This window comes from Streptomyces sp. NBC_01716 (assembly GCF_036248275.1).
Classification (GTDB): Bacteria; Actinomycetota; Actinomycetes; order Streptomycetales; family Streptomycetaceae; genus Streptomyces.
Map to the genome: position 1 here is coordinate 4,589,719 of NZ_CP109181.1, position 19,426 is coordinate 4,609,144.

Genomic DNA, 19,426 nt, shown 5'->3' on the forward strand with positions numbered 1-19,426 from the left:
AAGGCCGACGCGCCACCCGCACAGATTTGGGCTTCGATTTCGTCCACTCCGCCGTCGACGACCACCTCGGCCTCGCTTACAAGCAGATCCGCCCGCGCAGGAGGCCGCCACCCGTGCCACCTTCCTCCACCGGGCCGTCGCCTTTTCCCGCAATTCTGACAGAGGGTGACGGGGGATACCGGGTCGTCATATCCCTGCGCCGGAGCGGCAGATGGTGCCGCGAGTCACCACTCGCGGAGCGGATGGAACCCGCTGTCATCGGGGCGCGCCTCGCGTCCAGCGTTGTGAGTCCGCTGTTCAGGAAGCTCTTCCTGAACGGGGTCCCAGAGGCGGGAGTCGTTGACAAGTCTGTTCGTGGCTCTCGGTTTGTGGCAGTCCGGGACGAGCAGCGGACCTTGTCCGACAAGGCACGGCACCGGACAGCTGAGGAGCTGGTCGCACGCGCCGTGGGGCGAAATGTGGCGGTCGTGCCCTCACCGCCGAAACTCATCACCTTGTTACCGAGTTCCAGCCCCACCCCTTCTGTCCGCCACCTGCATGACTGACCGGCGCCCCCTTGCTGCCACAACGTGTATTCACCGGGCGCTGCGCAGTTCGAGCACCGTGATGTCTGGTGGGGCTCCGACTCGGATCGGTGGGAGGGAGGCCCCGACCCCGCGTGAGACGTAAAGCTGGGTGGTGTCGAAGGTGGCCAGTCCTGCTGTGACCGGCTGCGTCAGGGGGGCTAGCAGGTTCCCGGGGAAGAAGCCTCCGCCGTGGGTGTGTCCGGAGAGCTGGAGATCTACGTCGTGTCGGGCTGCTTCGTGCACCTGGACGGGCTGGTGGGCGAGGAGAACGACGGGGTGGGAGGCGTCGCGGTCGGCGAGGGCCTTGTCGTAGTCAGGAGTGTCGTGGTGACGTTCGCCTTCGACGTCGGTGACGCCGGCCAGGTCGATGGCTCCGCCCCGGTGTGTGATCAGGGTGCGGGTGTTGCGCAGGGTGGTGATGCCGAATTCGGTGAGGGTGTCGATCCAGGCATCGACGTCGTAGCGGTAGTCGTGGTTGCCGGTGACGAAGTAGGTGCCGTGGGTGGACGCGAGTCGTGCCAGCGGGTCCGCGTGTCCGGCGAGGTCTTCGGCGCTGCCGTCGGAGAGGTCGCCCACGATCGCGACGATGTCGGGCGAAGTGCCGTTGATCAGGCGGACGTTGCGGGCGGTGTGGGCGCGGCCGAAGAAGGGGCCGAGGTGCAGGTCGCTGGCCATGGTGACGCGCATGCCGTCGAGTGACGGGTGGAGCCGGCGCAGGTTGATGGGCACCGTCTTGATGTCGGGTGGTCCCAGGCCGCGGTGGAAGCCGTAGCCGGTGGTGGCGGTGGCGGTCGCTGTGGCCAGCAGGGCGACCGAGCGGGCGAGTACGAGGCGGCGGCCGGCCATCGTCGGCGGGTCGGGGCATGGAGCGGGTACGGCCGGGCCGCCCGCCTTGTGTCCGGCCTCCGCCTTGTGTCCGGCCGGGTCCGCCTCGCCTATCGCCGGGACCGGTTGCGGCTCGCGCGTGTTCTTCGTGTGCGGTGCGGGCGTGTGACGGGTTACGTGGGGGCGCCGTCGTAGCGAGCGCGTTGTGAGGTACGCCGGAACTTCGAGGACGGCGAGGACGAGCAGGAGGTAGGCGGCGCACGCGACCCAGGCGAACACCGGCCGGACGAGCCACGCGATGCGTGTGGGGTCGGCGTACTGGGCTGTCAGTACACCGGCGGGGACCAGGGCGGTCAGCGCCACCGCGGTGATCTGCCCAGCGCGGCGCAGCCGGGGGGAGGCGGTGATGTTCTTGACGAGCCGCAGGTAGAGGTATCGGTGGGTGGCGGCCGCGACGACAACGCTCGTACCGGCGACGGTTATCTCTTGCGCGAGGGTGCTCATGCCGCTCCCGCCGGGGCGGGGGTCGCAGTGTGGGCGCATGGGCGGCGGGCGGGTTGAGGGTGCCTGGGCATGGGGCGGTCGCTCCTGGTGAGGTGTGGGTGATGAAGGGGCGGTGGAGTTGGCCGTCCGGCCCGGCTGCTGACGGGGGCTGCGACTGCTGTGCGCGGGATCAGTTGGGGCGGGCCAGACCGACGTCGTACGCGAAGATGACCGCCTGGACGCGGTCGCGGACGTTGATCTTGGCGAGGATGCGGCTGACATGGGACTTCACCGTGGACTCGGCCAGATGGAGTTGGGCGGCGATCTCGGCATTGGACGATCCGCAGGCGACGGCGGCGAGTACCTCGCGTTCCCGCTCGGTGAGGAGGGCCAGTTGTCGTTGCTGCTCGCGGCTGAGATGGACCGGGTCGAGGTGCTGCTGGGGCCGTGAGGTGGTGAACGCGTTGATCAGCCTGCGGGTCAGGCTCGGTGAGGTGACACAGTCTCCGGCGGCCACCGCGCGGATCCCGACCACCAGTTCCTCGGGGCGTGCGTCTTTGAGGAAGAAGCCCGCGGCCCCCGCGCGCAGGGCTTCGTAGGCGTACTCGTCGAGGTCGAAGGTGGTCAGAACCAGGACGCGGGAGCGGGCGCCCGATGCGGAGATGCGGCGGGTGGCCTCGATGCCGTTGAGGCCGGGCATGCGGATGTCCATGAGCACGACGTCGGGGCGCAGTTCGGCGGTCATGCGGACGGCGTCGTGTCCGTGGGCGGCTTCGCCGACGACGGTCATGTCGGGCTGGGCTTCGAGCAGCATGCGAAAGCCGAGCCGCTGCAGGGTCTGGTCGTCGACGACGAGGACGGTGGTCATGTGAGGTGCTTCTCCATGGCGACGGTGGGGGTGCTGAGAGCTGTGTGTACGCGCCAGCCGCCCGAGGGGGTGGGTCCGGCACTGATCCGGCCCTGGTAGAGGGCGGCGCGCTGGCGCATGCCGACCAGGCCCTGGCCGCTGGGGTGTTCGGTGTCCGCGCGGCGTGGCGGTCCGCAATCTTCGACGCTCACGTGCACCGTGCTGCCGTCGGTGGTCACGTTCACTTGTACGCGGGTGTTGGATGCTGCGTGCTTGAGGGTGTTGGTGAGCGCTTCCTGGACGATGCGGTAGGCCGTGAGCTGCACTCCTTTGCTGAGCGCGGTCAGGTCGCCCTCGGTGCGCAGCGTGGCGGCGGGGCCGGCGGCTCGTACACGGGTCAGTAGCGCGGTGAGATCTTCCAGAGTCGGCTGTGGCGCCAGCGGCACGTCCGTTTCCAGAGCACGGTCGTCGATGACGATGAGGAGGCGGCGCAGCTCTGCGAGGGCTTCGCGCCCGCTGTCGGCGATGATGTGCAAGGTGTCGGCCGAGCGTTCGGACCGGATCTTGGCCAGGGCCGCGGCACCGTCGGCCAGACCGACGATCACGGCGAGGGTATGGCCGAGGATGTCGTGCATCTCGCGCGACACCCGGGTGCGTTCCCGCGCCGCCGCCAGCCGCGCCTGCTGGTCTCGCTCAATCTCCAGGGCCACGATGTATGCCTTCGCCAGCCGCCCGGTCAGGGCAAGGCCCGCGCAGGCGGTGACGGCCAGCATGGTGAGCAGGGTGATCATCTCGGGTCTTTTGGCGTGCTGGAGATGGCCACTGCCCCAGAACGCCGAGGCCCACATGATGAGTTGTGCCGCCGTGATGGTGCAGGCGGCAGCCAGCTGGCGCGGCGTGCCGTAGCGGCTGACGTTGTACAGCGCGACGATGCGGGCGGCGTCGGCACCGTTGAGTACGTGGAGGGGCAAGGCCAGCACCGAGGCGATGGTCGTCAGGGCGAACACAAGGCCGGGGTGCCGTTCGCGCCACAGCAGAGGCACGGTGTAGGCGAGGGTGAGGGCGATCTCGCTGGGCAGGTGGGCGCGGTTGGCCGGGTTGAGCAGCGAGGGCAGTGCCAACAGGGAGCAGAAGGCGGGCAGGGCCCACCGGCGCAGCTGGGGGTGCTGTTGGTCGAGCATCCGCCATGCGGCAAGCCCGCTGATGATGGACACCGCCACGCGCTGGTCCGGATCGCTGGTCAGTGAGCGCGGCAGCCGGGCGGCGTGCATGGCCGTCCGGGAGGCGGGCACCGGGTTGATCGGCTCGGGCATGGCAGGGCGCCTTCGTAGTCGGGCCTTCGCGGTCCAGGTCGGGGAAGAGCCGCCCGCCGGCTCTCGGGGGGAGAGAAACCGGCGGGCGGGGTAGGAGGGGGGCCGGGGCAGCTGCCTGGTGGGAGGTCCGGCCTCCTGCTGCCCGAGTCCGGGCCGCCCGCCGCCCTCGGAGGGACAGGGTCGACGGGTGTGGCCCACCGGGCGTTCAGCCGACGGGGGCAGCCGGCTCCGGTTTCTGGCCTGCGGGGGCGGGCACGCCCGCCCCCCGATCTCGGTCGTCGAGGATGTGGCGCAGCTTTTCCCCCTCCACATCCACGTTGGGCAGGATCCGGTCCAGCCAGGCGGGAAGCGACCAGGCCCGGTCGCCGAGCAGGGTCATCACGGCCGGGACGATGGTCATACGGACGACAAACGCGTCGAAGAGGACCGCAACGGCGAGTCCCATGCCGATCGACTTCACCAGGGCGACGTCGTCGAGGAGGAACCCGGCGAACACTGAGATCATGATGATGGCCGCTGCGGTGACCACGCGGGCTCCGTGCCGGAAGCCGGTGACGATGGCTTCGGTGGGCGAGGCGCCGTGGACGTACGCCTCGCGCATGCCCGAGACGAGAAAGACCTCGTAGTCCATGGCCAAGCCGAAGACGACGCCGATCAGCAGGATCGGCAGCAGACTGACGATCGGCGCGGTCTCGTCGACGCCGAACACGTCCTTGAGCCAGCCCCACTGGAAAACGGCAACCAGTACACCGAGGGTGGCGACCACGCTGAGCAGGAAGCCGAGGGCGGCTTTGAGCGGAACCAGCAGCGAGCGGAACACCAGCAGCAGCAGGATCAATGCGAGCCCGACGACGATGGCCAGGTAGGGGACCATCGCCTCGCCCAGCTTGGCCGAGACGTCGATGTTGAGGGCGGTCGTGCCGGTCACCATCACCTGCGCGCCGCCGTCCCCCTCCGCGGCCGTGCCGCGCTCACGGATGTCGGCGACCAGATCCACGGTGGCCTGGCTGGTGGGGGAACTGCCCGGAACGGCGGTGATCAGGGCGACGTCACCGGCCTGGTTGAAGACGGGCGGTCGCACGGTGGCGACATCAGCGAGTCCGTCCAGCAAAGCGGTGGTGTCCTTCGCCGCCGCCTCGGGATCGTCGCTGCTGCGCGCGTCGACGACCACGGTCAGCGGGCCGCTGAAGCCCGGCCCGAAGCCCTTGCTGAGGGTGTCGTAGGCCATGCGCTGGGTGCTGCCCGGGGCGGCCATGCTGTCGTCCGGCAGGGTCAGCCGCAGCGACAGGGCCGGGAGGGCCAGCACGCCGAGGCCGACGACGGAGGCCAGGAGCGTCTTCCAGGGGTGGCGGGTGACGAAGCGGCCCCAGCGCACGCCCATCGTGGTGCGGCGACCGCGCTCCGCGGCGCGCATCCGGCGTGTGGTCAGGCGGCCGTTGGCCACGCGCGTGCCGGTGAAGCCCAGCAGCGCGGGCAGCAGGGTCAGGGCGACCAGGACCGCGATGGTGATGGCGAATGCCGCGGCCAGCCCCATGGTGGTCAGCATCGCGATGCCGATGACGGAGAGACCCACCAGAGCGATGATTACCGTCAGGCCGGCGAACACCACCGCGGATCCCGCTGTCCCCAGGGCCCGGCCCACCGCCTCCTCCGGCCGGTGGCCCCGCAGCAACTCGCTTCGGTAGCGGGAGACGATGAACAGGGCATAGTCGATTGCCACCGCCAGGCCCAGCATGAGAGCCAGCGTCTGCGCGTTGGAGGCCATGTCGACGAACGACGAGGCGACGGTGATCCCGCACAGTGCGATTCCGACGCCGACGATCGCGGACAGCAGCGGCAGCCCGGCCGCGACCAGCGAACCGAAGGTGATCACCAGTACGAACGCGGCGACCAGCAAGCCGATCAGCTCCGCGGCGTTGCTCCCACCCTCGTCCAGAACCGCGTTGCCGCCCAGGCTGACGGACAGGCCCGCCTCCGCACCCTGCCGCACCACCTCGCGCAGAGCGTCGGAGGCAGCGGTGGTTATCTCCGCCTGCGGCACCGCATAGGTGACCTGGGCGTAGGCGACGCCGCCCGAGGCGGACACCAGCCCGCTGGAGAACGGATCGGCGACAGTGGCCACCTGCGGCGCCGTGCGCAATTCATCGACCAGCGCCTCCACTTGCGGCTTGTAGGCGGCCGACGTCAGCTTCTCGCCGTCCGGCGCTTCGACGACCACGCGGGCGGTGGCACCCGAGGCGGACGCCTGCGGAAACTCCGCCTCCAGCAGGTCGATGGCCCGCTGCGACTGGGTGCCGGGAAGGGTGAAGTCGTCCGTCGTACTGCCGGAGACGCTGCTGATGCCGATGCCCGCGGCGACCAGCACCGCGACCCAGGCCAACAGCACACGCCAGCGCCGCCGGAAGGCGAGCCGGCCGAGCCGGTAGAGAAAGGTGGCCACGAAAAGTTACTCCCACCAGGAGAAAGAGGATGTGTGAAAGCGGGCCTGACAGGCACCGGATGAAAACGTAGAAGGCAGGCGTGGCCGATATGACCTACTCAAGGCTGAATCCGCGCCGGGGCCAGTACCCCGGTACCTGCCGGCGTCCTCCCTGAGACGGAGCCGCCAGGTCTCAGCCGAACGCGCCGCGGTCCGCCAGCAGCGCCATGGTCTGATCCCACAGCTCCTTCTGTACGCGGGGATCCCGCCCGGGCTCGGGGCACTCCAGCGGCTTGGCATCGCGCACGGAGAAATAGCCGCCACTGGTGTGCGCGAACGCGGGATCGGTGGCGAGCCGGACGATGATGCCCGCACCCTTGCGCGGATCCCCGACGCGCAGCGTGTTCAGCACCCGCCGCAGCACCCCGGATCCGGGCAGATCGCGTCCCAGGCCGGTGGCGTTGAAGCCGGGATCACAGCAGTTGACCGTGACCTTCGCGGGATCCAGACGCCGGGCCAGTTCCCGCGTCCACATGATCGTCATCAGCTTGGTCCGCCCGTACAGCGCCATCGACGCCCGGCGGGTGTAAGGGGCGACATTGCGCAGGTCCTCCGCCGGTGCGATCGACTTCGCCTGCCGGGACGCCTCGGAGGCGACGTTGACGATCCGGGACGGCCCCGAGCCCAGAAGCCGGTCGGTCAGGGCCTGGGTCAGCACGAACGGACCCAGATAGTTGACCGCCGTCATGTCCGCGAAGCCTTCGGTGGTGGTGCGCTGCGAGAAGGCGTGCAGCCCGGCATTGTTGACCAGCACGTCCAGACGCGGGTAGAACGCGGCGATCTCCTGTCCGACCCGTCGAGCGTGTGAGATCAGGCCCAGATCCGCGTAGAAAACGTCGACCGGCGCGCCACCGGCCACCGCCTTGAGTTCACTCCTGATGGCATCGGCCTTGGTACGGGAGCGGGCCACCACACCGATGCGGTAGCCGCGGCCGGCCAGGTCGAGGGCGGCGATACGGCCCAGGCCGGAGGTGGCTCCAGTGATCACGGCAACGGGACGGGTCATCACTTCACTCCATTCATGAGGTACCTCATGACCTCTGTGTGGGAGGATACCCGACACCATGAGCGAGCACGAAGCGATCACCGCCGACACGGGCCCTGAGCAGGTAGGACTGACCTTCCTCACCATCGCCCACGGCCTGCGCGGAGCAGTGGACCGGCACATGCAGTCGACCGTGGGACTCTCCCTGTCCCGCACCAAGGTCCTCCAGGCCCTGGCCACGCACGGCACCCTGCACCAGGCCCAACTCGCCGACACCCTCGGCCAGGCCCCCAGGTCCGTCACCCAAATCGTGGAAGGACTCGAACGCCTCGGCCTGGTCTCCCGCACCGACGACACCGACGACCGCCGCCGCAAGACCGTCTCCCTGACCGCCGCAGGCAGCACCACGCTGACGGCAGCGGAAGAAGCGGGCTCCCATGTCCTGCGCCAGCTCTTCGGCTCGCTGGACCCGCAACAGCTAAGAAGCCTGCAGTCATCACTGGCCCGCCTCGACACGGCACTCACAGACTGACGAGGCCAGGCGTCCGACCGCCCACGCACGTCGGGCCATGGCTCGTAACACCACCCTCGCGACTCCACCACCCGCCAGGTCCGCGCATCGACGAACAGCGGCCGCACGAGCGCCAGTCGCGACTCATGGATCACAAGAACTCGCGCTGTACCAGCGGTACTCCCGGCCACGGAGCAGCCGAGCACGGCAGCCAGAGCAGGACCAACGCTGCGGACGAATGGCGGGTTACAGGCGGGACAGTGCGAGACAGATACAAAACCGAAGGGGCGCCTCCGAATGGGAGGCACCCCTCCTGGTCCACTGGCCCGCATAATCTCTGACCTGCTGCGGTGGGTGCGGGATTTGAACCCACGGTGACATCGCTGCCACGACGGTTTTCAAGACGGTGCGCATTGCGCGACGGTAATGCCATCTGACCTGCATAAACGGCGCTTGTCAGCTGCCGTGAGAATACTATGCAATCTCGGCTCGTGCTGATCCGCGATGGTGGGCGAGGGCGACAGGCGCAGTGACGGTCACAGAGGAGTTGTCGCCCGTCACGATATTGATGTTCTGGAGGGCCTGGGCAACCTGGCCAGGGGTCGGGTCCTTTTGACCGTGCGACATGGAGGCCCGCAGCTCCCCGACAAGCTGGACCAGCCGGGTACGAACCTGGTCGAGAATGCCTTCCAACGCCGACGGATGGACAGCCCAATACAACCTGAGCACCTGCCGGGGGGAGTTCTGGCTCATGAACACGGCGATCTCGGCAGCCATGGTCGGCCCGAGCTGCACGGTCCGGCCGGCGCTTCTGGTGACGAGCGACTCGATCTGGCCGACGCCTTTCCCAAGCCGGAGTTCGTCGCCCAGGCTGTCACGGGCAAAATCCGGGAGGTCGAACATGCTGACCGGCTGCTCCGTGAACTTGTACATCCCGATAAGCCCGTCCATGACCAGAGGTGCTGTGATTCGCCTGTAGTTGGGGATCGGCACATCGGTGCCCTCGTAGCCCTGGAGTTCCCGTAGCGCCCAGGCCCTCAGTGACTCGGAGTGGGCGTGCCCACCCCGGGGCGATCACTTGGTTGAGGAGCCGTCGGCGCGGGCTCGTTGACGTTGGCGCTCGCGCTGCCACCGCTGCCCAGTGGGGCGTCCAGCCCCGTGCGGCAAGCAGATCCCGGCGGGCGTGCAGAGCGTAGGCAGTCCACGACGTGGCTTCCGGTGCTCTGTCGTAGGAGCTGAGGTAGAGCGCCTGACGCTGCGGCAGAAGCCCGTTATCGCCGGCGTGCTCGGCGGCTTCGGCGGAGTCCCGGAGCCGGGAGAAGAACAGACTGCGATCGGGTGCCGGGAGTAGCGGTGCGGAAGCCACCGGGCCGCGGCGAGCGGATGGCGCTGAGCGTCTTCCGAGGCGAGGAGTGTTGCGCCGATGATGCGATCGGCGTCCATGGCGGCGTCCAGCAGCCCGAGGAGTGTCGGGTCCGGGCCCAAAGCGAGCAGCCGACGGCGTAGATCGAGGAGCGCGCCTGCCTTCATGTGGGCCAGCGGGCGACGTCCGGACTCGCGGCCCTGGACCGTAGCGAGGTCGACCCCAAGCCCTTCCGCCAACTCGATCTGGGTTCGGGGGACGCTCTCCCTGATCAGGCGCAGCACGAACCCGGCGACGATGCCGGTGGCCGCCCTTCGCTGTGCAGGCGCCTTGTCGGCCATGAGGCTCCCCGATGCGCTCACGCGGAATCAGCCAGGGTCCTTCCCACCTAACGGAGTTGACGCCGCAGCCGTCGAAGTCAGCCATTCCTCGCCGATGACGGAAGTCTCCCGTGAAGCCTGAGCACGATGCCCTGACCTGTGCCCGTGCGGGAGAGGGGACCGCCCTGGCGCTGGGGTCGACGGCGCATGGTGGGACTCGGGCTGCGGGTTTACCGCAGTCCGGTGAACCCGTAAGCCGGCCTCGTACCCGGGTGGTGCTCTACGCGTGTCATGAGCTGGGTGATCCGGTGACGACGCTGCGGCTGTTGCGTACCCGTGCGCTGGATCGGGGGTGGGTGGTTCACGCCGAGTTGTACGACCTGTGCCCGTTGGCGACGCGGGGAGCGCAGCGGCCTCAGTGGCAGTTGGTGATGAAGCTGCTCACCCATGGCGATGCGCAGGCGGTGCTGGTGCTCAAGGAGGCCCAGATAGAGCTGGAGCGCAGGCATCTGCGGGAGGTGCGCCGGCGGTTCGAGGTGCTTGGTGCTGCGGCGCATTGTCTGCTGGAGCCGAGGAGGTCCCGCAGGGAGGTGCTCGGCCGTGGCGGTGGCTGAGGTGGGGGAGCGGTTCTTTCAGGTGGCGTTCGCCGCCGAGGCCGCCCATGTACGTCTCGTTCAGCGCGCGGTCCGCGAACGGCTCGACGCCTGGGGCCTGGAGAGCTTCGCCGATGTGGCGCTGCTGGCGGCAGGCGAGTTGATGGCGAACGCGATCCAGCACGGCTGCCGGGGCGTCGACGAAACGGTCACCCTGTCCGCCTGGTGTACGGCCGACGAGCTGTTGATCGGAGTCGGTGATCCGTCGTTGGTCCAGCCTCGTCGCAGGTTGGCCGGTGAAGGGGACGAGTCCGGTCGCGGGCTGGAGCTTGTCACGGCCGTGGTCGACCGCTGGGGCAGTGAACTCGCCCCCGGCCGGCGCGGGAAGCGCGTGTGGATCGCATTCCGTACGACTTCGAAGGAGGCAGAGGCATGAATGCACTGGACACCCCCGCTCCTCTTGTCCCCCAGTCGCTGCACCACGGCGGCGAGTTGGACACCCCGGCCGGCTTCTCCGTCGACACCTGGTCCGTCGGACGCCTCCTCGCACGACTGCACACCTCGTTCATCGAGGACGACGAGCTCGACGATGTGCTGAACGCGGTTCTCGACCCCGGTACGGCGCTGTCGATGGACGACATCGACAGGCTCACGCCTCGACTGCACAAGATCGTCGGCCAGTTGGTGAACATCGCCGTACAGCGCAACACCGCCCATTCTGCTCATGAGTTGGCCGTCGTGGTGCGGCGCGTGCGGCAGCTCGGCGATCCGGTGCCCGGTGTGCTGGGTTCGGCGCGGGGGCAGTTGCGGCTCCTGGCTCTGGCCGTCCTGGACGTGCTGGAGCTGCTGAGCGACGACGACCGGCACACCGGTGCGGCGCCGGCTGCTCTGGGCGGGGTGCGGCCATGACGGAGTTGCTGCCCCGTACGTACTGGTGCCACCGCGGCTACCTGGGTCCGGTGCGTGTGCGTATCGCGACCGGTACGACCGCTCCGTATCCGGGCCTGGCCGTCGACTGGATGCGGGAATCGGTGCGAGCGGCCCTGCCTGGGCTGGGGCGGGAGAGCTTCGGTACGGCCTGGGCCTGGCTCGGTGATCACCGGGCCGTGGCGGTGGCGGTCCAGGAGCTGCGCTGCGGCCGGCCGTACGAGTTCACGCTGCCCACCGAGACGGGCTGCTGGACCTGGACCGCCGGAGTCGTCTCCGTCCTGCCGCTCAGGGACTCCTGCCTCGCGTCCATCACTCCCTCACTGCCGGCCACGTAGCCGCGGAAGGACCCTTATGTGTATGCATCAGCCGCCGTGCCCGGCGGCCGTCGACTCCGACCGTGAAGCGGCGCACACGCTGTCCGTCCGTGCGGAGCAGGGGTGGAGCCTGCTGTGCAACGGCGTCCTGCTGTTCGAGGACACCGGTGAACTGCTTCCCGACGGGCAGGTCATCGCCCCGCACCGGCCTCTCCCTTCGTCCCCTTCGATGCAGCTGAAGGGAGTGGTCGCGGCATGACCGCGCATCCCCTCACGGCCCCGGCGCCGGACACCGACGGGCTGGCGTCCGCGTTCCGTGAGCGGGGGCTGCGGCAGGCCCTTGTCCAGCTCCGTTCGGTAGGGAGCGCGCCCGATGCCGCGTCCATGGGCGCGGTCGTCCTCGGCTACCGGCTCGTATGGCAGGTCACCGGCCGCTGGATCGACCTGCCCCGTCAACGTCTTCAGGAATGCTCGGACTCGCCCAGCGACACCGCTCGTTGGCAGCATCTGATCGGCACGGTCCAGAGCCCTGCCGACGGAAGCATCGCCGGTGCGACATACGAGGGGCTGCTGGTCCTGGTCGGGCAGGCGAGGGATCTGCTGCGTGTTCGGGCTGGACGCCTCACCGGAGATGATCCGCCGCCTCGAAGAACACCAGGCCCGGCACCCGCCGGCCGCCCCGCCGTGCGGGCCCGCGTGGGCGACATGGCCCTGTTCGACCTCGGGATCCGCTACCCGCTCATCTACATCTCGGCCAGTACGTTCTTCCTCCTCACCAGCCAGCAAGCGCAGGTCAGCTGCTTCCGAAGCGCCGCCAGGCACCTCACCCCCGACGGGCGCCTCGTGATCGAGGCCGCGGTCCCGCACACCTCCGGCATGGCGGCCGAACGCCAGCAGATGATCGTCCGCGAGATGAGCGAACACCACCTGAAATGGTCGGCCTTCGTCCACGACCCCGTGGCACAGACCGTCCACGCCCAGGAAGTACGCATCGGCCCCAACGGCTACCGTCTGCTCCCCAACGTCATGCGCTACGCCTTCCCCAGCGAACTCGACCTGATGGCGCAGCTCGCCGGCCTGCGCCTGGAGCGCCGGACCGCAAACTGGGACGACTCCCCGTTCACCACCACCAGCACGCACCACGTGTCCCTCTACAGTCACCAACCAGCAGACCGTGACGCCCCATCGCCCGCCGGAGACACCGCATGACCATCCACCCGCAGATCCTCGCCGACGCCTTCGGCCCCGACGCCCCGGACGCACGCGTCAGCTTGGTGGCCGACCGGCGAGGCACGGCCCTGTGGCACGTCCGCCGCGGAAACGGCGACCAGCACGCGCTGAAGATCACCACAGCGTGCAGCGACCCCCAGGGCCACGTCGACTCCGAACGCCTCGCGCTCGTCGAGGCCCAGCTCCTCAAGGCCCTGGAGCGAGACGGCGTCATCGCCGGCTTCTACCACCAGCACGGTGAACTGCCTGACCACAAAGGCAGTTGGCTTGCCCTGCGGTGGCTGCCCGGCGAAGAAGCCGACACCGCCTTCGCGAAACTGCGGCACACACCCAGCGACCGGACCGCCGCCAGCTACGCGGCGGCGATGGCCGCCGCTGTCGCCGACCTCCACGACAACGGATGGCGCCACGGCGACATGCAGGAAGTCCACTTCCTCCTGCACGACGACGGGGCACACCTGCTCGACTTCGCCATGGCCCAGCCGCCGGCCCCCGCCGGCCCCGCCCCCGTCACCTACCGGGGCGCGTACGACTTCTTCAACTCCCCCGAACTGGCAGCCCGCCGACTGGCCACACGGCCGACCGAACACCTCGAACTGACCACCTCATCAGAGGTCTGGTCCCTGTGCGCCACCATCTACGCCTGCTGGACCGGCATCTACCCCATCAGCGAAAAGAACACCCAGCTCAGCACCCCCGCCCTCCGCGCCGAACTCGCCCAAGGCCACTACCGCGACCTCACCACCACCAGACCCTGGCAATTCCCGGCCTTCGAGAACACCATCATGGCGGGCCTGACCAAGGACCGGGCCCAGCGTCCAACAGCCCGACAACTCCACCACCAGTTCCAGGAACTGAGCTAGGGCGTGTCTGGCAAAGGTTGAGGCGTTCTGGCTGGAACTCTGGTCCCGTGTCGTGTTTTCAGTTGCTCTCGACCGAGCCCGTCCGCGACCGCAGACGGCGACCCCATCGGGACGGGGCGATGCGACGGTGGTCGGGAATGGCCGCGCCGTACAATCGCAGTGAGGGCGAAGCGCCAGGCCGAGATTCCGGCACCGGTGTGAGGGAGGGGTCAGGATGTTCGGTTCGAAGAAGAAGCGCAGGGCGTCTCTCAACGATCTGATGGCGCAGCTCAGGCCCGACCTGAGTCGGGAATCGCTCGGCGTCGGGCCCGACTTCCCGGGCGTCGCCCCGAACCCGCTCCTGAGCAGTGATGCACGGAAGCGCAATGCGGAACTGCGTACGGGGGCGCTTGCGCTCGGCGTTCTCGTCGACTGGCGGGAGGTCAACGGCAATCCACGCGTGGTCCTGATGCTCGACGTGGAGACCGCCGGCGGCATGTCGTTCCGCGGTATCGCAGACGAAGACCTCACGATCACCGAACTCACCCGACTCGCCCCAGGACAGACGTTGCCCGTGCGCTACCGGCCGGCCGTCATGGACCACTACGTTGCCCTTGCCCGGGACGCGGACCCCGCCCATGTGCAGCAGCTCTCTGACGAGATCGCGAACCGCAAGCGGACCTGACCCGAAGCCATTGGCCGGATCCCTGGCCAGCAGCCTCCCCCGGTCACGGTCTTCCTGCCGTGAACGCGCGCTGCGCAGGGCCACGACGCGGACATCTCAGAGCCCCGTCAACACCTCCGTCCTCGGCCACCACCCCGGGCGTCCGCCTCGCCACAAGGGGCGGCCCTGCTGACCGCGCTGCCAGTTCGCCGCAGGCAGACAGGAAAGACCCACGAAGGACTGGGCAACGTCGGCAGAGCATGCCAACGTAGACAACCTCCCCGAAGATGCCAGGTCGGAGAGGTGGTTGCTCGTGACCGCGGCTCCGGCTGGTCCTGGACGCTCTGCCACCGTCGAGGCCCTGCGGCTGTCCCGTTCCGCTTCGGAACACGAACTCCGTTTCCCGGAGAGACGAACAGTGCCGTACCTCGGGGGAACAGGTCGAAGTCGCCCTGCTCGGCCAAGACCCGCAAGGCGGCCCTGCCACTGGAATTCGCTGCGGCTATACGGCCGAGAGTCAGAGACGCAATCGAAGGCAGAGCCTGTTCACCCAGTGAACGGCGGAGAGCCTCGCTGGCCACGAAGTGGAAGGCGCCGTCGTCCACTTGCGCGCGCCTGATCCAGTCACTCGGAGACCGGTGGCAGTGATCTCCGCAATGCCCGTTCAGAATCTGAACGGCCGCCGCGTACAGACACTGAACACCTCTCCTGTTCAGGTTCTGAACAGGCAGGTCTGCCCTTGGGGCCAGGCGCATGGTGCTGAAGCATGCCTCGTACTTGAGATCCGGCTCGGCCGGCAGCCGGAGGGGATCCCGAGGCGGCCGACCGAGTCGGTCACCCCCGCGCCGCCCCGCCGGCGGCATGTAGCCCCGTACCCCTAGCTTTGGAGGCGCCCCTGTACCCCGAGTTCCCGCACGATCCGCCGACCCCGTCCGGAGCCCAGGCGTTCTGGGTCGGTCCCCGGTATCTGGCCGGCGACGACGGACAGCTCTACGAGACGGTGGCCGACGCGCTCGCCAGGCTCGGCTGGACAAACCTGACGATCGTCCGAGGACGGCAGGAGCCGGACGAGGCGCCGGATGACCGGCAGGTCCTGCGAAGCACCGTCCTGCACATCAGCCCCGACACCCTCCGCTGGGCCCAGTGGGTCCCCCGCCGTAACGCTCGGCGACCCCGAACTGGTCCTCGACACGGTCATCGCGCAGGGCTGGCTCCGGGACATCGACCAGCCCTACGCGAGAGCGACGGACCCGATGTTCACCACCTACCTCAGCCTCGGAGACGCGCCGCCGCTCATCCAGGACGGTGACCAGTGCGGTCTGACCCTCGCGCCTGACGAGACGGGCCCGGCCGGGTGGCAGGCATGGGCCGAACCCGCGCTCGGCGCACCGTACTTGTGGGCCGCGTCGTTCTCCGCCGGCGTGCCGCACGATCTCGTCGCCGCCTTCGCCGCATCCCCCAGCTCCACCGCACCGGTCCTGCGCCACGTGCTGCTCGAAAGCACCAAGGACCGGCTCCTCCGAGCGCCAGCCGGCTAACAGTCCGCAGGCTCCTGCGATCCGGCGCGTGAAGCCCGGCCCTACCGGTGTTGTCGTTGCGGCGATGCCTGGATGGCTTTGTTCACGAGAACGGGTTCTGGCTCAGGTTTTGTGGCGAGTGACGTTCTGTCATTGCTCGACATCGAACAGCGGGATGGACGGTGGAGGCGGGGCAAGGACTGTGCGGAGGCGGGTGAGGTTGGCTCGCCACTGCTTCCAGTCTGCCGGGTCGACCCAGTTCGAGGCTGGCCCTGCCTCGTCGCTGATGACGCGGGCGAGGGCCTCGTCCGCGAGCGTCCGAAGATCGTTGGGAAAGGCGGGCATGGGTTTCTCAGGGCCGTAGGGTGTGTCGATTGGGTCGCCGCCTGGACATTGGGTCGCAATCAGTGCGGCGGCGGCCACCGCTTCTTCTCCTTCGGCGAGCCAGCCGATGGCGTCGACGGTGCGCGTGAGGACGCCACGGATCATCGTCTCGCGCTCCTCGGGCTCGGCGTCGTCGAGCGTGTTGGCGAAGTCCGCGGCCGTGTCGTTGTCGAAGGGGCCAGTGTTCCAGGTGCCCATGTTGATCTCCTCGTGTCGCCGGGATCCTCGCATCAGCCGCTGACATTGCGATCTCTGTGCGAGCAGGACGCGCTTTAAAGCGTGTTGCAGAACGACAGAACGATCTCCCGCGGACGCTTCGCGACGCATGCCAAGACGGTGGAAACGGGGGTGCAATCGGGCAGTCGATCTTGCCGCGGGTGGCTGGATCTGAGCGTGATCGCGGTTCTGCAACACGCTTTAGAGGTCCTGACAGCAGACCATCAGTTGCCCTCAACGTGCTGTGGTGGACCACGGACCGCACGGTCGCGATGATGCAGCGCGGCTTCGGCCTCTTCAAGGAGCGGGCCACCTGCCACCGCTGACCCGAAGCGCCTTCCACTGCGAACCGGACGGAGCCTTCGGGTCGACCCTGTTCACCGGGGTGGCGGTCCGATCACAGCAACTGCAACCAAAACTGCAACCACGTACGTCGAAGGCCCGCCATCGCTAGCGCTGGCGGGCCTTCGACTATTGCCCGGTGAGAGCAATGGCGGAGGATACGAGATTCGAACTCGTGAGGGGTTGCCCCCAACACGCTTTCCAAGCGTGCGCCCTAGGCCACTAGGCGAATCCTCCGCGACGAACCATACAAGACGTTGAGCGGTGCTAGCGAACTCGTTCCCGGGGGTGGGCATCGGGTACTGTGGGCGCAGCCCCTCACGTGGCGCTATCTGACTGAACTCCCCCAGGGCCGGAAGGCAGCAAGGGTAGGTTGGCTCTGGCGGGTGCGTGGGGGGCGTTCGCGTTGGGCGGGGGTGGGATGTCGTAGCGGGCCGATATCGTCGTAGGTGTGTCGTCCCTAGCGCTGTACCGCCGTTACCGCCCCGAGTCGTTCGCCGAGGTCATCGGGCAGGAGCATGTCACTGACCCGCTGCAGCAGGCCCTGCGCAACAACCGGGTCAATCACGCGTACCTGTTCAGCGGGCCGCGGGGCTGTGGGAAGACGACCAGCGCGCGCATCCTCGCGCGCTGTCTGAACTGCGAGAAGGGGCCCACACCGACCCCCTGCGGCGTCTGCCAGTCCTGTCAGGACCTGGCGAGGACCGGGCCCGGGTCGATCGATGTCATCGAGATCGACGCCGCTTCGCACGGTGGTGTGGACGACGCGCGTGATCTTCGGGAGAAGGCGTTCTTCGGGCCGGCCGGCAGCCGGTACAAGATCTACATCATCGACGAGGCGCACATGGTCACCCCGGCGGGCTTCAACGCCCTGCTGAAGGTCGTCGAGGAGCCGCCGGAGCATCTCAAGTTCATCTTCGCGACCACCGAGCCGGAGAAGGTCATCGGCACGATCCGGTCGCGTACGCACCACTACCCGTTCCGGCTGGTGCCGCCCGGGACGCTGCGGGACTATCTCGGCGAGGTGTGCGCCAAGGAGCGGATCCCGGTCGCCGAGGGGGTCCTGCCGCTCGTCGTGCGTGCCGGTGCCGGGTCCGTGCGGGACTCGATGTCCGTGATGGACCAGCTCCTCGCGGGTGCCGCAGAGGACGGCGTGACGTACGCGATGGCGACGGCCCTGCTCGGATACACGGACAGTTCGCTGCTCGATTCGGCGATCGACGCCTTCGCGGCGGGCGACGGGGCGGCGGCCTTCGAGGTCGTGGACCGGGTGATCGAGGGCGGCAACGACCCGAGGCGGTTCGTCGCCGACCTGCTGGAGCGGCTGCGGGACCTGGTCATCCTGGCCGCCGTTCCGGACGCCGGTACGAAGGGGCTCATCGACGCTCCCGACGACGTGGTCCAGCGGATGAAGGACCAGGCGTCGGTCTTCGGGGCCGCCGAGCTGAGCCGGGCCGCCGATCTCGTCAATACCGGGCTGACCGAGATGCGGGGCGCCACCTCGCCCAGGCTCCAGCTCGAACTGATCTGCGCGCGTGTGCTGTTGCCCGCCGCCTTCGACGACGAGCGGTCCGTGCAGACGCGGCTCGACCGGCTGGAGCGGGGGGTGTCCGCGGCGGCGTTCTCGACCGGGGGGCCCGCGCCTGCCATGGGGTACATCCCCGGGCCCGAGGCTCACGGGGCGCCGCGCGCGGCCGTACAGGGCGGTGGGGGTACGCCAAGCGCGGCGCCCGCGCCCGCGCCTGCACCTGCGCCCCCGGCCCCACCCGCGCCCGCCGCCGACCCCGCGCCCCCGAGCGGCAACCGTCCCGGCGCCTGGCCCGGCGCGGCGGCTCCCGCCCCGGAGGCCCCACGCAAGCCCGGGGGCTGGCCCACGGCATCCGCCCCCGGTCGCGGGCCGGGTCCCGCCGAACAGGCCCCTGCCCCGCCGGAGCCCGCCGGTCCGGCCGCCCAGGGTGGCGGTCCCGTCATGGCCCAGGGCGCCGGGCAGGTGCGGAACATGTGGCCGGACATCCTGGAGGCCGTGAAGAACCGCCGTCGCTTCACCTGGATCCTGCTCAGTCAGAACGCGCAGGTCGCGGGCTTCGACGGCACCACCCTCCAGATCGGCTTCCTCAACGCGGGCGCCCGCGACAACTTCGCCGGCAGCGGCAGCGAGGAAGTGCTCAAGCAGGCGCTCTCCGAGCAGTTCCACGTGCAGTGGAAGATCGAGGCGATCATCGATCCCTCGGGCGGCACCCCGCAGCCGCCCGCGTCCGGCGGCGGTGGCGGCGGCAACGGCGGCAACAGCCCCGGCGGAGGCGGAAGTTACGGCGGTGGAGGCGGCTACGGGGGCGGCGGAGGAGGTGGCGGTGCCCCCGGCGGCTACGGCGGCGGGGACGGAGGCGGCGGCTCCAGACCGCCCGCCCCCTCCCAGCGGCCCGAGCCGCCCGCCCAGTCCTCCCCGAACCCCGCCCCCTCCCAGCGACCTGAGCCGCCCGCCCCCGCCGCCCCCGGCCGTACGCCACCGGAGCAGCGCCGCCCGTCGGACACTCCCGCCGCGCCGCCCCCTCACCACGTCGCCCCCGAGGACGACACTCCTGAAGAGGACGACGCCGACCTCGTCGACTCCGCGCTCTCCGGGCACGACCTGATCGTCCGCGAGCTCGGTGCCACCGTCGTCGAGGAGTACCCGAACGACTAGGACCCGTCGGGAAGGACAG

General features: G+C 69.2%; 18 protein-coding genes, 1 tRNA gene, 1 other RNA gene and 1 pseudogene. 13 read left to right on the forward strand and 8 right to left on the reverse strand.

The window, feature by feature from the left end; genetic code table 11:
• Nucleotides 1–242: 242 nt before the first annotated feature.
• Nucleotides 243–545 (forward strand): NACHT N-terminal Helical domain 1-containing protein, encoded by a 303-nt coding sequence (locus OIE74_RS38650; RefSeq protein WP_443076366.1) that lies wholly within the window; start codon nt 243–245, stop codon nt 543–545.
• A gap of 30 nt (nt 546–575) precedes the next feature.
• Here the strand turns inward: OIE74_RS38650 and OIE74_RS20035 are convergent, their stop codons facing one another.
• From OIE74_RS20035 to OIE74_RS20055, 5 genes are all read right to left on the reverse strand, one after another.
• A complete protein-coding gene (locus tag OIE74_RS20035) occupies nt 576–1,895 on the reverse strand; it encodes a metallophosphoesterase (RefSeq protein ID WP_329385503.1) in 1,320 nt (439 codons plus the stop codon).
• Nucleotides 1,896–2,064: 169 nt separating this feature from the next.
• Nucleotides 2,065–2,742 carry a response regulator transcription factor gene (locus OIE74_RS20040; RefSeq protein WP_329385506.1) on the reverse strand — a complete coding sequence of 226 codons (678 nt, stop codon included), beginning with the start codon at nt 2,740–2,742 and terminating at the stop codon, nt 2,065–2,067.
• Nucleotides 2,739–4,034 (reverse strand): sensor histidine kinase, encoded by a 1,296-nt coding sequence (locus OIE74_RS20045; RefSeq protein ID WP_329385509.1) that lies wholly within the window; start codon nt 4,032–4,034, stop codon nt 2,739–2,741. Before OIE74_RS20045 ends, OIE74_RS20040 begins: the two co-directional genes overlap by 4 nt.
• A gap of 205 nt (nt 4,035–4,239) precedes the next feature.
• A complete protein-coding gene (locus tag OIE74_RS20050) occupies nt 4,240–6,474 on the reverse strand; it encodes an MMPL family transporter (protein ID WP_329385512.1) in 2,235 nt (744 codons plus the stop codon).
• 172 nt (nt 6,475–6,646) lie between these two features.
• Nucleotides 6,647–7,519, reverse strand: coding sequence for an SDR family NAD(P)-dependent oxidoreductase (locus tag OIE74_RS20055; RefSeq protein ID WP_329385515.1), 873 nt, complete (start codon nt 7,517–7,519; stop codon nt 6,647–6,649).
• A gap of 58 nt (nt 7,520–7,577) precedes the next feature.
• Here OIE74_RS20055 and OIE74_RS20060 point away from each other — a divergent pair, with 58 nt between their 5' ends.
• A complete protein-coding gene (locus tag OIE74_RS20060; RefSeq protein ID WP_329385517.1) occupies nt 7,578–8,030 on the forward strand; it encodes a MarR family winged helix-turn-helix transcriptional regulator in 453 nt (150 codons plus the stop codon).
• 453 nt (nt 8,031–8,483) lie between these two features.
• Here OIE74_RS20060 and OIE74_RS20065 read toward each other — a convergent pair whose 3' ends face one another.
• Nucleotides 8,484–9,050, reverse strand: a complete 567-nt coding sequence (locus OIE74_RS20065; protein WP_443076367.1) for an AbiTii domain-containing protein — start codon at nt 9,048–9,050, stop codon at nt 8,484–8,486.
• A 914-nt stretch (nt 9,051–9,964) separates the two neighbouring features.
• Between OIE74_RS20065 and OIE74_RS20070 the strand changes: the two genes are divergently transcribed.
• The 9 genes and pseudogenes from OIE74_RS20070 (at nt 9,965) to OIE74_RS20110 (ending at nt 15,803) form a co-directional block, all read left to right on the forward strand.
• Nucleotides 9,965–10,306 carry a hypothetical protein gene (locus tag OIE74_RS20070; protein WP_329385520.1) on the forward strand — a complete coding sequence of 114 codons (342 nt, stop codon included), beginning with the start codon at nt 9,965–9,967 and terminating at the stop codon, nt 10,304–10,306.
• On the forward strand, nt 10,293–10,721 hold the full coding sequence (locus tag OIE74_RS20075) for an ATP-binding protein (RefSeq protein WP_329385523.1): 429 nt from the start codon (nt 10,293–10,295) through the stop codon (nt 10,719–10,721). Before OIE74_RS20070 ends, OIE74_RS20075 begins: the two co-directional genes overlap by 14 nt.
• Nucleotides 10,718–11,194, forward strand: coding sequence for a DUF6415 family natural product biosynthesis protein (locus tag OIE74_RS20080; RefSeq protein ID WP_329385527.1), 477 nt, complete (start codon nt 10,718–10,720; stop codon nt 11,192–11,194). Before OIE74_RS20075 ends, OIE74_RS20080 begins: the two co-directional genes overlap by 4 nt.
• The gene (locus OIE74_RS20085) at nt 11,191–11,550 is read left to right on the forward strand and encodes a hypothetical protein (RefSeq protein ID WP_329385529.1); all 360 of its coding nucleotides are present in this window, start codon (nt 11,191–11,193) and stop codon (nt 11,548–11,550) included. The genes OIE74_RS20080 and OIE74_RS20085 overlap by 4 nt, the downstream gene beginning before the upstream one ends.
• Before the next feature lie 16 nt (nt 11,551–11,566).
• Nucleotides 11,567–11,788, forward strand: a complete 222-nt coding sequence (locus OIE74_RS20090) for a DUF5999 family protein (RefSeq protein ID WP_329385531.1) — start codon at nt 11,567–11,569, stop codon at nt 11,786–11,788.
• Nucleotides 11,785–12,738 carry a hypothetical protein gene (locus tag OIE74_RS20095; protein WP_329385534.1) on the forward strand — a complete coding sequence of 318 codons (954 nt, stop codon included), beginning with the start codon at nt 11,785–11,787 and terminating at the stop codon, nt 12,736–12,738. The genes OIE74_RS20090 and OIE74_RS20095 overlap by 4 nt, the downstream gene beginning before the upstream one ends.
• A complete protein-coding gene (locus tag OIE74_RS20100) occupies nt 12,735–13,622 on the forward strand; it encodes a protein kinase domain-containing protein (protein ID WP_329385537.1) in 888 nt (295 codons plus the stop codon). Before OIE74_RS20095 ends, OIE74_RS20100 begins: the two co-directional genes overlap by 4 nt.
• Before the next feature lie 214 nt (nt 13,623–13,836).
• A complete protein-coding gene (locus OIE74_RS20105; RefSeq protein WP_329385539.1) occupies nt 13,837–14,286 on the forward strand; it encodes a hypothetical protein in 450 nt (149 codons plus the stop codon).
• A gap of 862 nt (nt 14,287–15,148) precedes the next feature.
• Nucleotides 15,149–15,803, forward strand: a pseudogene (locus OIE74_RS20110) (DUF317 domain-containing protein).
• 129 nt (nt 15,804–15,932) lie between these two features.
• Here the strand turns inward: OIE74_RS20110 and OIE74_RS20115 are convergent.
• Both OIE74_RS20115 and OIE74_RS20120 read right to left on the reverse strand, forming a co-directional pair.
• Entirely contained in the window at nt 15,933–16,364 is a 432-nt protein-coding gene (locus OIE74_RS20115) for a DUF4259 domain-containing protein (RefSeq protein ID WP_329385541.1), read from the reverse strand.
• 509 nt (nt 16,365–16,873) lie between these two features.
• Nucleotides 16,874–16,961, reverse strand: a tRNA-Ser gene (locus OIE74_RS20120).
• Between the two features lie 72 nt (nt 16,962–17,033).
• On the opposite strand from OIE74_RS20120, the gene ffs reads away from it, so the two are divergent.
• Both ffs and OIE74_RS20130 read left to right on the forward strand, forming a co-directional pair.
• Nucleotides 17,034–17,132, forward strand: an RNA gene (gene ffs / locus OIE74_RS20125) — signal recognition particle sRNA small type.
• A 43-nt stretch (nt 17,133–17,175) separates the two neighbouring features.
• The gene (locus OIE74_RS20130; RefSeq protein ID WP_329385544.1) at nt 17,176–19,407 is read left to right on the forward strand and encodes a DNA polymerase III subunit gamma and tau; all 2,232 of its coding nucleotides are present in this window, start codon (nt 17,176–17,178) and stop codon (nt 19,405–19,407) included.
• The last annotated feature ends 19 nt before the right edge of the window (nt 19,408–19,426 follow it).

What these genes read in the sequence shown, in the direction of transcription:
- OIE74_RS38650 (WP_443076366.1), top strand. Translation starts at nt 243, where the DNA reads ATGGAACCCGCTGTCATCGGGGCGCGCCTCGCGTCCAGCGTTGTGAGT.
- OIE74_RS20035 (WP_329385503.1), bottom strand. Translation starts at nt 1,895, where the DNA reads ATGAGCACCCTCGCGCAAGAGATAACCGTCGCCGGTACGAGCGTTGTC.
- OIE74_RS20040 (WP_329385506.1), bottom strand. Translation starts at nt 2,742, where the DNA reads ATGACCACCGTCCTCGTCGTCGACGACCAGACCCTGCAGCGGCTCGGC.
- OIE74_RS20045 (WP_329385509.1), bottom strand. Translation starts at nt 4,034, where the DNA reads ATGCCCGAGCCGATCAACCCGGTGCCCGCCTCCCGGACGGCCATGCAC.
- OIE74_RS20055 (WP_329385515.1), bottom strand. Translation starts at nt 7,519, where the DNA reads ATGACCCGTCCCGTTGCCGTGATCACTGGAGCCACCTCCGGCCTGGGC.
- OIE74_RS20060 (WP_329385517.1), top strand. Translation starts at nt 7,578, where the DNA reads ATGAGCGAGCACGAAGCGATCACCGCCGACACGGGCCCTGAGCAGGTA.
- OIE74_RS20080 (WP_329385527.1), top strand. Translation starts at nt 10,718, where the DNA reads ATGAATGCACTGGACACCCCCGCTCCTCTTGTCCCCCAGTCGCTGCAC.
- OIE74_RS20085 (WP_329385529.1), top strand. Translation starts at nt 11,191, where the DNA reads ATGACGGAGTTGCTGCCCCGTACGTACTGGTGCCACCGCGGCTACCTG.
- OIE74_RS20090 (WP_329385531.1), top strand. Translation starts at nt 11,567, where the DNA reads ATGTGTATGCATCAGCCGCCGTGCCCGGCGGCCGTCGACTCCGACCGT.
- OIE74_RS20095 (WP_329385534.1), top strand. Translation starts at nt 11,785, where the DNA reads ATGACCGCGCATCCCCTCACGGCCCCGGCGCCGGACACCGACGGGCTG.
- OIE74_RS20100 (WP_329385537.1), top strand. Translation starts at nt 12,735, where the DNA reads ATGACCATCCACCCGCAGATCCTCGCCGACGCCTTCGGCCCCGACGCC.
- OIE74_RS20105 (WP_329385539.1), top strand. Translation starts at nt 13,837, where the DNA reads ATGTTCGGTTCGAAGAAGAAGCGCAGGGCGTCTCTCAACGATCTGATG.
- OIE74_RS20115 (WP_329385541.1), bottom strand. Translation starts at nt 16,364, where the DNA reads ATGGGCACCTGGAACACTGGCCCCTTCGACAACGACACGGCCGCGGAC.